At 66.6% G+C, this 13,736-nt stretch carries 5 protein-coding genes; 3 read left to right on the forward strand and 2 right to left on the reverse strand.

Translation table 11 applies throughout. The features are described 5' to 3' along the window. Nucleotides 1-14: 14 nt before the first annotated feature. Together AC5Y5B_RS12215 and AC5Y5B_RS12220 are read right to left on the reverse strand one after the other, a co-directional pair. On the reverse strand, nucleotides 15-731 hold the full coding sequence (locus AC5Y5B_RS12215) for a Type 1 glutamine amidotransferase-like domain-containing protein (RefSeq protein WP_500005438.1): 717 nt from the start codon (nucleotides 729-731) through the stop codon (nucleotides 15-17). Next, on the reverse strand, nucleotides 728-9,835 hold the full coding sequence (locus AC5Y5B_RS12220) for a BTAD domain-containing putative transcriptional regulator (protein ID WP_500005439.1): 9,108 nt from the start codon (nucleotides 9,833-9,835) through the stop codon (nucleotides 728-730). Before AC5Y5B_RS12220 ends, AC5Y5B_RS12215 begins: the two co-directional genes overlap by 4 nt. Before the next feature lie 239 nt (nucleotides 9,836-10,074). Here AC5Y5B_RS12220 and AC5Y5B_RS12225 point away from each other — a divergent pair, with 239 nt between their 5' ends. From AC5Y5B_RS12225 to AC5Y5B_RS12235, 3 genes are all read left to right on the forward strand, one after another. Further along, nucleotides 10,075-12,645, forward strand: a complete 2,571-nt coding sequence (locus AC5Y5B_RS12225) for a SpoIIE family protein phosphatase (protein WP_500005440.1) — start codon at nucleotides 10,075-10,077, stop codon at nucleotides 12,643-12,645. Next, nucleotides 12,645-12,971 (forward strand): STAS domain-containing protein, encoded by a 327-nt coding sequence (locus AC5Y5B_RS12230; RefSeq protein WP_500005441.1) that lies wholly within the window; start codon nucleotides 12,645-12,647, stop codon nucleotides 12,969-12,971. The genes AC5Y5B_RS12225 and AC5Y5B_RS12230 overlap by 1 nt, the downstream gene beginning before the upstream one ends. Before the next feature lie 194 nt (nucleotides 12,972-13,165). Further along, nucleotides 13,166-13,597, forward strand: a complete 432-nt coding sequence (locus AC5Y5B_RS12235) for a nitroreductase family deazaflavin-dependent oxidoreductase (protein ID WP_112633130.1) — start codon at nucleotides 13,166-13,168, stop codon at nucleotides 13,595-13,597. Nucleotides 13,598-13,736 lie beyond the last annotated feature (139 nt).

Here is a 13,736-nt window from a genome sequence, read left to right on the forward strand (position 1 = left end):
GCTTTGGTCGCCCGTCAAGGGCTTTCGTATGCTGGCCGGACTGCGGCGGGCAACAGCGAGTGCGTGACGCCCACGCCGTCGAAGGTGAGTGCGTGCGCGGGATGGCGCAGCGGCTCGATGGTGCCGCCCGGGTGCGCGATAACTCCGCCGCCGGTGGGGATTCCGAGCCCGGTCACCGATGCGTTGAGCAGCAGAATCGTTCGGGTGAGCCGGGTCCACCCGGCTCGCTCGTCGTGCGCGTCGACGATCATCGGCACCAGATCGAACAGGTTGAGCAGCTCGGAAGCGGACGTTTGCGGTGTGTCGGCTACTCCGTAGCGCCCGAGCTGGACCGCCCCGGCCGAAATGCCCACGAGGACGGCTCCTTTGGCGTACCGGTCGAGAATCGCGTCCTTCATCCCGGTTTGCTCGAAGGTGTTCCAGCCCAGGCGCACGTCCCCGCCGGCGAGGACGATCAACTGTGCACGCTCCAGGACGGCGCGGTCGTCGGGCCCGAAAGACGATCTGACCATGCCGCGATCGGCGAGTCCCACGGCATCCATTGCGGCGTCGAAGATTTCGTAGAACTCCGCGTGATCACCGTTTGAGGCGCCGATGTAGGCCGCGCTCGGGGCCGTGTCGGACGCCAGCGCGTCGAGGGCTTCGTCCAGAAGCAGTCGGTCGTGACGCTTCCAGAACAGCAGCTGGCTGTCTGCCAGCAGGTAGAGCGGTTGAAGCTGCGGCGCCGTCACTTCGGTTGTTCTTCGTCGGTGAGCTCGTCGAAGCGGGCGAGTCCGGCATCGAGATCTGTCTCGTCGAAGACTTCGATGCGGCTGAGCAGGTCGCCCTCGACCGTAATCACGTAGGTCAACCGCAATTCCGCGTCGAAACCCTCTTGCGAGCGCATTTTCAGCACTTGGGTGATGACGGCTCCCAGCCCGCTCAGCTGATGCACGGCTTCGATGTAGGCGTTGGCATCCGAGGTGAGGTCCCACATGGCACCGACGGATCGGGCCAGATCGACGCCGTCGATCGATACGAGGGGTCGATGATCGAGGTAAACCGGATCCTGTGTCGTCGTGGGAAGCGCGTGACGATTGAATTGATCGTTGGCGCCGATAATTACCGACCACGCGGCGGCGTAGTTGGCCGCTTCGCCGGAGACGTAGAGGGATTCGAGCTCGGCGAAGGCGGTGTCGATGTCTTCGAGATCGAAGATGACGTCCGTCGCGACTCGTCCGTCGGAATCTATCTCGATGACGTTCAGGACGTCGTTTGAAATCCCTTCCGGGTCGGGGCCCGAAACGCTAACACGGACCAGCGCGAGGCGTGCGCCACGAGTCGCTATGACGCTCAGCATCTTCAAGGTGAACCCGACTTCAGCGAGCGCCCTTGTGCTTTCGATGTTTGCATCTCGGCCGGTGATGATCCCGGCATTCACCACTCGCCGCCGGTCGTCGACGGAGATGTTTTCGGCCGTTAACCCGGCGAGGGCGTCCCAGTCACGGGCACTCAAGTACTCACAAATACGCTCGTACGCTTGACTCGCAGCATTTTTCAATACCGTTGACGGGCTGTTGAGTTCCTCAAACCTTGCGATCGCGGCGTCCAAATCCGCTTCGTCGTATACCTCGACGCAATTCATCAGGTCGCCTTCGACTGTCCCAACGTTGATCGTGCGCCACTCCGCCTCAAAGCCCTCTTGCGAGGCTCCGCGGGCAACATGGGTGATGACCGCTCCTGCGTCGCTGAGCCGATGCACAGCCTCGATGTAGGCACTGACATCCGGCATGAGGTCCCACATGGCCGCAAAATACGCGCCCAGATCCTCCGGCTCGGTCGTCAATGCCGCTCGATGGTCGATGTACACCGAGTCCGTTGTCACGCCCGGTTTTTCGTGTCGGTTGACGCCGGCATAGGCTCGTGTGACTGCTGACCATGTCGGCCCGTGTGCGGCCGCTTCGCCTGCCAGATAACGGGTTTCGAGCTCTTCGAAAGCGGCGTCGATGTCGCCGGCCTCGACGATGCCAATTCGTGCAATTCGGTCGTCGTCGTCGATCTCCACGACGCAGAGCGCCGCGGCGGCAAACGCCTCAGGCGACTGGTTGCGGCTGGCGAAAGCGGCGTTGAATAGCGCAAGGCGTTCCCCGCGGGTCGCGACGAGCGACGCGTCCTGACGACTCCACACGCTGGCTGTGGCTCTCCAGTTCGTCATCTCGGCATCTCGACCGCGGCGTATCCCGGCGTTGATGATCGAGCGGCGGTCGTATGAGCAGACATCCTCGGCGAGCAGCCCTGCCATTGCATCCCAGTCGCGTGCTGCAAAGTGCGCCAGAAACTGCTCGACCGCACGGCTCGCTCTATTCTCCACCCGCGACGCCGGCCGGCTGAGTTCCTTCAATCGCGCGATGGCGGCGTCCGGGTCTGTCTCGTCGAATACCTCGCAACGGGTGAGTCGACCGTCGTCGACCATGAGAAGCATCACCATGCGCCATTCGACGCCCAGGCCGTCAAGTGAGGAGCCGTGTGCATAGTTGGTGATTACCGCACCGCGCCTGTTGATTTCGTGCACAGCTTCGATGTGCACCTTGAAGTCCGGGGTGAGATCGAAGAGGGTGTAAACGGCCGATGTCATGTCGCCGGTAGTGAACGGTGTGCCTTGGCGGTGGTCGACGGTCACCCATTTCTCTGGGGGGTACTCATGCCGGTTGAACATCGCGTGCACGCCGGCTACCGCCGACCAGGTGTCGGCGTGAGCGGCAGTTTCGCCGGCGAGGTAGCGGGCATCGAGTTCGGCGATGGCGGCGTCGAAGTCGCTCGCGTCGAACGTGACGTATGCCACCATCCGCGTGTCGGAGTCAATCTCGATGACGCCGAGTTCCTCCGTGAGGGCTTCCGCGGTAGCCCGGTCCGGGCCCGAGGAACGGGTGTGGATGAGGGCCAAGCGCGCGCCGCGAGTCGCTAAGACTGTCGACCGAAAATTCGAGATTCCGACCTCAGCGATGGCTCGCAGGTTCGCTATTTGGGCATCGCGACCGTGTAGGACCCCAGCATTGACCACGCGCCGGCGATCGTCGTGAGAAACATTGAGAGCCAGTGTTGTTGCTACCGCGTCCCAGTCGAGGGCCGCGAAGTACGCAAAGAAGCGCTCGGCGACTTGGCTAGCGGCGTTGTCCAGCTGGGGCGCGGGCCTGCTCAGCTGCTCGAACCGCGCGATGGCGGTGCCCAGATCTGCTTCGTCGAACAGCTCACTCCGGTTGCACAGATCGCCGTCGAAAGTGACAAGTATGACCTCGCGCCATTCGACGTCCGATCCGTTCTGCAACGTGCCGTGTGCCAAGTGGGTGACGACTGCACCTCGGTCGGTCAACCGATGGACGGCGAGAATGCGATTCGTGATGTCTCGGGCGAAGTCCCAACCGGCACGCATGTATGCGATCAGTTCGCCTTGGGCGAAGGCCGTCGCCCGGCGGTGGTCGATATTGACCCAGTCCTCTGTGTGCGCCGGCGTCTCATACCGGTTGAGCGCAGCGTCGCCCGCCGTGATCAGCGCCCACGTGTCTGCGTAGGTGGCCGCTTCGCCGGCGACGTACCGCGCATCGATCTCCTCGAACGCAGCGTCGGGGTCGTCGACGTCGAACACCACGCGTGCCACGATCTTTTCGTCGGCGTCGATCTGGATCATCTCGAGCGCATCGGTGTGGAACGCTTCCGGCCGTCGGTCGCGTCCCCATGTTCGGACTCGACTCAGCACGACGTGCTGTCCGCGGGTTGCGATGACGTCGGATGTCGCGGTCATCACGCCGATTCCCACGAGTGCGCGTATCTCGGCGATCATGGCGTCCCGCCCTCGTCGCACTCCCATACCGACCACGCGCCGGCGATCGTCGTGGAAAACGTTGTCGGCCAATCCTTCAGCGAGCGCCATCCAATCACGAGCCGCGAACCACGCCTGAAAGCGTTGGTTGGCACGGCTCGCCGCATTCTCAGGTTGCTGCACCGGTCGGGTGAGCTGCTCGAACCGGACAATCGCGGCATCGAGGCCGGACTCGTCGAAGAACTCGGAGCGGTCGATGAGGTCGCCCGCGATGGTGAGAACACTGACGGCTCGCCACTCGGCGTCGAGACCCTCTCGTGAGGTCTCCTGCGACACGGTGGTGACCACCGCTCCGACGCCGTTCAACCGATGTACGGCCTCAATGAAGCTGCTCAACCTGTGCGTGCGGTTCCACGAGCTGAGTAGTGCGTGCAATTCACCAGGCGCGAACGACGGCCCATGTCGGTGGTCGACATTGACCCACTCTGCCGTGGTGGGAAGCGTCTCGCGCTGGTTGAGCGCAGAGATGGCTCGAGTGATGGCCGACCATGGCTGCGAATAGGCTGCCGCCTCGCCGGCGAGGTAGCGGGCGTCGAGCTCGGCGATGGCGGCGTCGAAGTCTTCAAGGTCATACGAGACGACCCGCGCGATGCGGGCGTCGGCGTCGACCTCGACGACGTTGAGGGCATCGTTTTGGACCGCGCCGGGATCGCGGCCGGCCGCGCGGCTCCGCGCGAGGACGAGACGTTCTCCACGGATCGCAATGGCGCTCACCATCGAGATCGTGAACCCTACTTCAGCGGCTGCCTGCAAGTCTCTGATCACGTCGTCCCGACCATGTTGGATCTCGGCGCCCACGACCCGCCGGTGATCAACGCCGACATAGTCGTCGGCCACCGTTTCAGCCATGGCGTTCCAGTCACCAGCGGCGAAGTGCGACCAGACATGCTGGAATACGCGCGAGGCCGCGTTTTCCAGCTGCGGCGCCGGTCGGTGGAGCTCCTCGAACCGCGCGATCGCGGCCTCAATGTCCGCCTCGCCAAAGACCTCGGTCCGGTGAATCATCCCTTGCTCGGCCGCGAAAACCGCGATCCCGCGCCACTCAGCCTTGAGGCCCTCCGCCGAAAGCTCCTGTGCCGCATAAGTGATGACTGCTCCGGTGTCGCTCAGGCGATGTACTTGCTCGGCATAGACGGTGATGTCCTGCTGAGCATCCCAGCCGGCGTTGATGTATGCGGTCACGTCGCCAGGCCCGAATTCCGTTTCATGTCGATGGTCGACGTTGACGCAGTCCGGCGAGGTCAGCGGCGGCTCACCTCGGTTGAGCGCGGCGTAGCTACGCGCGACAGCCGACCACGTGCGCGCGTGCGGCGCGGCCTCACCAACCAGATACCGCCGATCGAGTTCGGCGACAGCAGCGTTGAAGTCGTCGAGGTCGAACGCGGCCATCGCCGCGATTCGCCCGGCGCTGTCGATTTCGACTATCTGTAGGAAATCGACGTGGAACGCGTCTGGTTCCGGGCCGCTTCGCGAGTAGCGGGCGCGGCTGAGGGCGAGGCGCCCTCCACGGGTTGCGACGGTGTGTGACGTCGCGTCCGTCACCTCGATGTCGGCGGCCGACCGGTAGTCTTCGATCGCAGCAGCCGGGCCGCGGCGGGTCCCGGCGCCTACCACCGAACGGCGATCGTCACCGTAGTAGTCGTCGGTGAGGAGTTCGGTTATCGCGTCCCAGTCGCGGGCCGCGAAATGCGCGTGCAGGCGCTCGTACACGCGCGTCGCAGCGTTTTCAAGCCTTCGCGAAGTCGGCTGCTCGGACTCAAGCCGCGCATATTCGGCGTCGAGTTCGGCGATCGCGGCGTCCATGTCCTCGACGTCGAACCACACCTGCCGCACGACTTGGCCGTTCTCGTCGATGGCGTATAGCTGGAGGAGCTCGCTCTGCGGCGCTCCGGGGCCGTCGTCGGCAGCGGTCGTAATCAATCGTGAGAGTGCTAGCCGCTCGCCGCGCGCGGCGACCATCACATACTCAATACGCGTGGCGCCTTTCTCGAGTTCGCGCCTCATCTCCCGTCGCATCGCGTCCGATGTGAGCGGGACGCCGACGATCTTCCGGCGATTCTCGATCGAGACGTTGGGTGCGAAGAGGCGCTCGAACTCATCCCAGTCCCCGCGATGGACAGCGGCCATCACCCGTTCGCCCACTCGCACGCATTCGCTGTCCAGCTGGACGACTGGCGCAGGCGGAGAAGCCGGCCTCGCCGGTTGAGCCCTCTCGCCGAGAACGGCCCGCGCCATATCCGCAAGCGCTGCAGCGCCTTTGCGGTCGTACAGCTCGACCGCTTGCTCGGCGGCGGCTCGCGCCGCCGCGACGTCGCCGCCCCGCCCCAAGACAGTTGCCAACGTCAGGCATGCGTCGCCGTGATCGACCAGTGCGTCGGTGCGCTCGGCCAAAGTCACTGCCGCCTGGGCAACTTGGCGTGCCGCATCGTAGTCGTTGCCGCGTGCCAGCAGGTGTGCCCGGAGCGTGCGCCAAGCGATCGACGCCTTCAGGGCATGGCCGGCCAGACGCTCGCTTTCCGCGCACAATTCACTTGCCTCGGACTCGCGGTCGAGAGCCAGGCATGCGCGGCCCAGCAGCGCGGCGGTCTCTGCGGTGTCGGCGTCCAGGCCCATGCGACGAAAGCCGTTGTAGGCCTTGCGCAGATGCGTCTCCGCCGCGGCGGGATCATTGCCGATGAGTTCGACGATGCCGGCGAACTGCTCGACCTCGAGCAGCGCGTGGCGCAGGCCAAGCTCGGTGACGGTGCGCCGGGCCGAATCGATCATCCGCCGGGCCGCGGCGGTGCGGCCGCGGAACGCCTCGAGGACGGCCTGGCATCTCGTCGAGGTGGCTTCGACGGCGGGAGAGTCGGTCGTGATCCGAAGCAGCCGAACCACATCCAGGCACCGGCCGCCGGCGCGCGGAACCGGGTTGGGGCCCCACAACGCCGCGAGTGGTGCGCCCGCCAACACCGCGTTCACCCGGCGGTGTTCGCGTGCCCGGCGCGCCGCGGTCAGGGCGTCATCCAGGGCGACTTCGCTGTCGCCGATGCGGCCGAGACGGGCGAGGCACCCGGCGCGCACGGTGTGCGCCTTGGCTTCTCCGGCGGCGTCGTCCAGCTCGGCGAGTTTGGCCGCCGCGTCGCCTAACGCGGCTTCGACCTCGTCGAGCCGCTCGGGATGAATCAACATGCTGAGCTGGCCGTCGAAGCATGTCGCCCACGCCGCCAGCCGGGCCGAATCCACTGTTGCGGCTTGCAATTGAGAGACCGCGCCGGCGGCGGAGGCCACGTCACCCGCGGCCAGCAGGGCTTCACAACGTGCGACCAATAGTTCAACGGTCTGGTCGTCGCGGTCGGGAAGCTCGTCGTCGATCTCCTCGAGCGCGTGCAGGGCGCGGTGGTAAAGGTCGGCGGCGCCCTCGTAGGCGAGTCGTGCCATCGCCTGGTCCGCGGCGCGCCGGCAGTAGAAGACGGCCTTGGCCGCGTTTCCCGCCCAAGCACATTCGAAATAGTGATGAGCCAGTTCGGCCAGCAGTTCGTCGTCGGCGCCCGGCAACGTCTCCAATGTGGTGGCGATGCGCTGGTGCAATCGCATGCGGCGCACCGACGCCAGCTCGGCGAGCAGAGACTGCCGGACGATGGCGTGGTTGAACCGGTAGAACCCGCCGGACTCTTCGATGACGATGCCGGCTTGGCGCGCTTCGTCGAACGCGTCGACGAGGTCTGTGCCGACCACCTGCTCGACCAGCTCCAGCGCAAAACGGCTGCCGACGACCGCGGCGGCGGCCAGGGCTTTGTTCGTCTCGCCCGGCAGCCGAGAAAGCCTGCGGCTCACGGCTTCCCGCACGCCCTGGGGCAGCGTGCTCTGGTCCCACACGCCGCCACTCTCGTCGACATGGCGCAGGGCCTGGATGAGGAAGAAGGGGTTGCCGCCCGTGACCGAGGCCAGCGCGTGGGCCAGTTCCTCGTCGTCGTAGCCCGCCTCGGCGACATAGGTGGTCACGTCGTCCTCGTCGAGGCCGCCGAGACTGAGCCGATTGGCCGTGCCATCCCGGTGAAGGTCGGCCAGCATCGCCGCCAACGGGTGCGCGCGGTCGAGGTCGGTGCTGCGGTAGGTACCAACGATTTGGACGCGCGCGTGCTCGCCGAAGCGGAGCAGATGCCGCAGCAGCAGCAGCGTCGGCTTGGCCGCCCAGTGCAGGTCGTCGAGAACAAGAAGGACCGGCGCGCTCGTCGAGGCGGCCTCCAGCAGCGCGACGACGGCATCGAAAAGCGCGTAGCGCTCCGTGTCGGGATCCGAATGTGCCGGGCGAACCAGATCGGGCACGACGTCGGCCAGCCCGGGCACCAGTGACAGCAACGCCTCGACGCCGCGCAGCCCCCTCAACCGGTCGACTCCCATGCAGGGCGCCAGCGAACGCAACGCTTCCGCGAACGGTTGATAGGGCGCGCCCAGATCCTCGTCGCAACGGCCGTACAGCACGATGGCTCCAAGCTGATACGCCCGCTGCGACCATTCGCCGGCCAGACGTGTCTTCCCGACACCGGGCTCACCGGCGATCAACACCGTGCGGACACCAGCGGTCAGCGCGGCCTGCCACGCCGCCAGCAGCCCGTCGAGTTCGCGGCCGCGGCCGACGAAGGGCCCCGCGCCGACAAGTACCGCGGGCAGGCCGGGACGCTCCAAGGGGGCCGCCTCGGGTGTACGCGATTCCGGTTGCCCGACACCGGTTTCCAGCCGCAGTTCGAAAACATGCTCGGGGCGCGCGAGGTTTTTCAGCTGACGCATCCCGAGGTCGGTGAGCACCACATCGTCGGCCAACGTGTCGATGACGAGCTCGGCGGTCGCGCCGGAGCACAGGATCTGGCCACCCTGGGCCAGTGATCGCAGCCGTGCGACCCGGTTGACGGCCCGGCCGAAGTAGTCGCCGTCGCGAAGCTCGACCTCGCCGGTATGCAGGGCCATCCGGACACGGATGGGATCGCGCGAGGCCCACGGCTCGTGCGCGATCGCGTCCTGCAGCTCCACCGCCGCGGAGGCGGCCGCGGAAGGCCGGTCGAACACCGAAAACGTCGCGTCCCCCTCGCCGCGCGTCTTGATCAGCCGACCTCCGCGCGACGTCACCACCTGTTCCACGAGCTCGTCGTGGCGCGCGAGCGCCGCGGCCATCGCCTCGGCATCGGCTTCCCAGGCGGCCGTCGACCCCTCGATGTCGGTGAGCAGGAAGGTCACCGCGCGCGTCACCGATGGAGCGTGTTGTGCCACAGCAATATCCAGCGACGCGTCCTGTGCGACGATCGCGGCCTCGAGCCGGCGGAGGTTGGGGCCGGGATCCACCCCGAGCTCGTCGGCGAGCAGTGAGCGCGCCCGTTGATACGCGCCGAGCGCCTCGCCTTGCCGGCCGGCCCGGTAGAGGGCGAGCATCAGCTGACCCCATCGTCGTTCCCGCAGCGGGGCCTCAGCCACCGCCGCCTCGAGATCGCCGATGACTTCCGCGGCGCGGCCGGTGGCCAGCAGCGCATCCGCCCGGTCTTCAACCAGCGCGGCATGGCTTTCGATCCATCGCGTCTTTTCCGACGTTCCGCGCCGGCCATCCGGAAGTTCGGGGATCCCACGCCACAGGGCAAGGGCCTCCTCGAACCGGGCCACTGCCTGGCTGGTGTCGCCCGCAGCGGCGGCGTCGCGCCCCAGCCGGGCCGCCGACTTGTAGCGGGAGGCATCAATCTGGCTTTCGCCCAGAACCCATCCCGCCCCCTGGGTCAGGACAAAGCCGTCGCCCAGGGCGCGGCGTATCGAGGAGATGTGTGTCTGCAGGGCCTTGGCGGCCGTGCGCGGCGGCTCCTCGCCCCAGAGCAGTTCGACGAGGGCGTCGGCCGGCACGACGGACCCGCCGTGCAGTCCCAGCATCGTGAGGATGGCGCGAGGTTTCGCGCCCGGTATCGCGACGGGCGCCCCGCCTTGCCGGACCTGGAGAGGCCCCAAAACCCCCAGCTCCACCGCTGAAAGCGTACTCACGTCAGCAATCTTCGGCGGGACAATTCAATACCTGGTCAAGATCGGGTAAAGGCATGCTGCCAGCGGTTCGTTGAATGCTCGCAACCTAAGGTGAGCGCGAATGATGTTGGGCCAGCTACTGGGCGGGTACTCGCCATCTCGTGCACGAGGAAACCCAGCCCGGGGCCACAGGGTTCCCTTCCAGATATCGCCCTAGACCCGACCCACTACCGTTATTGCCCATGGACAGCGACCGGAGTGACTCCGCCTTCACCTGGCAGGGCCGGCGCGACCTGGTCAGCCGCATGCATGACCAGCTCGATGAGCTGGTGGCGGCGCGTGACCAAATGGAACAACTGGTGCGGGTGATCGTCGAGATCGGCTCGGATCTGGACCTGGATGTGACGCTGCAGCGGGTTCTCGACGCGGCGATGGAGCTGACCGGCGCCCGCTACGCCGCGCTGGGCATCCGCGCCGCCGACGGCACGCTGGTTTCTTTCGTGCATGCGGGAATCGACGTTGCTACTGCACGGCTGCTCGGCGATCTACCGGTCGGCGATGGCCTGCGGGTAGACGATCTGAACAGCCATCCCGACACCACGGTGCTGGCCGGACACCAACCGCCGATGCACGCGCTGCTGGGCATCCCGATCACCGTGCGGGCGGCCAACTTCGGCAGCCTGTATTTGGCGGACGACCGTCCGGGCCGCGTCTTTTCCGACTCCCAGGAGGGCGCCGTACGAGCGATGGCCACGGCTGCCGCGGCGGCCATCGACAACGCCCGACTCTTCGAACGAGAACGCGAATCGGCGAGATGGACGAAGGCCAGCCGTGAGATTACGACCGCGCTGTTGTCCGGCGACCCGCAGACGGGTCCGTTGCAACTCATCGTGAATCGGGCGCTGGAGTTGGCCGGTGCCGAGCAGGCGATCTTGCTGGTGCCCAAGGATCCCGAACGGCCCGTCGACGAGGTTGACACCCTGGTCGTCGCCGCGACGGCGGGCCGGTATTCCTCGGAGGTGATTGGTCGGCAGGTTCCGATGGACGGCTCGACCACCGGCGGTGTGGCGCGCCGCGGCCTGCCGTTGATCACTGATTCCTTCGAATACCCGATCGAGGGATTCACCGACGTCGGCGAACGCTCGGCGATCGTCATGCCCCTGATCGCCGACGGTGCCGTGCTCGGCGTTATCGCCGTCGCACGCGACCCGCACCAGCCGGCCTTCGGCAACGATTACCTCGACCTCGTCAGCGACTTCGCCCGGCACGCCGCCATCGCGCTGGCGCTGGCCGCGGGCCGCGAACACGCGCTCAACCAGGAATTGGCCCAAGCCGACACCGTCGAGGAGGCGGTGCACGCCGCCGCCGAGGAACTGCGTCGGCTGTGGCGGGCACGCCGGGTTCTGGCCGTCACCTTCCCCACGCAAAGCTCGTCGGCCCAGGGGGCGTTCGGTGAACCTCAAGTCGTTTCGGTCGGCGAACCGGCGCAGTGGGCCGACCTGCCACCGCGCACCCAGCAGGCCCTCAGCTCATTGCGCGACGGCGATCTGCTCACCTCCTACGCGACGCAACCCGGAACGGCGGGCATCGCACTGCAGCATCCCGACGGTGTGCTCGTCGTCTGGATCGATCTGACCGAGCAGCGTCTGTTCACCCTCGAGGACCAGACCTTGCTTACGGTCCTGGCGGGCCGCCTCGGCCAGGGTCTGCAGCGGGTGCACCAGGTCGACCAGCAACGCGAAACCGCACTGGCCCTGCAGCACGCGATCCTCGGCCCCGCCGATCTGCCGGCCGGGTTCGCGGTGCGGTATCAGGCCGCCACACGGCCTTTGCAGGTCGGTGGTGACTGGTATGACATCGTCGACCTGGAAGACGGGCGGATCGCGTTGATCGTCGGCGACTGCGTCGGCCATGGCCTGGCCGCGGCCACCGTGATGGGCCAGGTGCGCAGCGCTTGTCGCGCCCTGCTGTTCGAAAACCCAAGTCCCGGTGCGGCTCTGGCAGGGATGGACCGCTTCGCCGCGCGGCTGCCCGGCGCGCAATGCACCACCGCGGTCTGCGCGGTGCTCACTCCCGACACCGGTGAACTGGTCTACTCCAGCGCCGGCCACCCGCCGCCCATCCTGGTGCACAGCGACGGCAGCACCCAGATGCTCGACGACGGTCACACCATCGCTTTGGGGGTCAAGGGGGACTGGCCCCGCCCGGAAGCCCGCGTGACCATCCCGGCGCGTTCGACGCTGGTGCTCTACACCGACGGCCTGGTCGAGCGTCGCCGCGTCCCGCTCGACCACGGCATCTCCCGGGTGGCCGACGCCGCCCAGGACGCGCGCGCGTTGACACTGGACGATCTGGCCAACCACGTCATGTCGCGGGTCGCGCCGAGCGGCGGATACCAGGACGACGTGGTCCTGTTGCTCTATCGCCACCCGGCCCCGTTGGAGCTGAACTTCCCGGCCGACGTCAGCCAGCTTGCCCCCACCCGCAACGCCTTGCGCGACTGGCTGAACAAGGCCCGACTGGACCCCGACCAGACAATGAACGTGCTGGTGGCCGCCGGGGAAGCCGTGGCCAACGCCATCGAGCACGGCCATCGACATAGACCGCAAGGCACTATTCGCCTCGGTGCGATCGCAACCGGCGACGCGGTCCAGCTGACCATCACCGACACCGGCTCCTGGAAGGCCCGACAACCCGCGTCCTACCCGCACCGCGGCCGGGGCATTCCCCTCATGCGAAGCCTCATGCACGATGTCGATATCCGGCCCGACAACGACGGCACCACGGTTCACCTATCCGCGAGGATCACCTGATGACCACCCCGCTCACGCTGGACACCGCGCGCGGCAGCGACGGGAAAACCGTGCTGGTCGTGGGGGGCGAAATCGACCTGAGCAATATCGACACGTTCAACCAGGCGTTGGCCGGCGCCACCACCGAGGTCACCGGCGGACAGGAAGCGCTGCTCGTGGACATCAGCGCGGTCGAGTACCTGGACAGCGCCGCGATCAGCGCTCTGGCCGCCCACGCCGACCGCATCGAGCTGCTGGCCAACCCGATCCTGATGTCCGTGCTGCGAATCAGCGGTCTCAGCGAACTGACCAAGGTCGAAGCCGCGCCGCCGGCCGGGGGGCGCTGACGCGGCTGCGGTGCCAGGTTTCCCACCGCGCGCACTCGCCGCCAAGTGTTCGGTTCGAAGCGCTGAATGCGTATGCCCGGGATCATCATCCGGTTGCCCATCATCAACGTGATCGACACAGTCAATCTGCTTGCTACACAGCGTGATTGCGGCGCAAGGTGGCCGACTTGCGCGCCGCATGCCACGATGGCGTAATGGGTGACGACGCGCTGAGCTCGGAACGTGAATTCAACGAGCAGAACATCGAGGAGTTCCGCCGCAATGGCGGCAAAGTGGGCGGGCAATTCGAGGGTTTTCCGCTGCTGCTGTTGACTTCGACCGGAGCGCGAAGCGGCGCTCAACGTGTCAACCCCGTCGCCTACTTCGATATCGACGGCAAGATCTATGTCGTCGGTTCCGCGGCGGGCCGGGACAACAATCCCGCGTGGGTGCACAACATTCGCGCCAACCCGCGCGTGTCTGTCGAGATCGGTTCGGAGGCGGCGAAACCGGCGACAGCGCGGGAACTCCCGCGCGACGAACGGGATTCGGTCTATTCGGTGGTGGTCGAACGCGCACCCGGGTTCGGGGAGTACGAGCAACGCACCGATCGAGTGATCCCGGTGTTCGAATTGATAACCGACTGAAGGCGTGGGCGGCAACGGCATTCGAGCTCACCGAATTCGGCACGTTAACGGGGCGATTGCCGCACAATGATGTTCGCGGGTAAGACCGATGCGACTAGTAGTCACCGCCCGCGTTGCACGAACGACGAAGTGAGGTCGG

The sequence above is a fragment of the Mycobacterium sp. NGS33 genome (assembly GCF_059812885.1).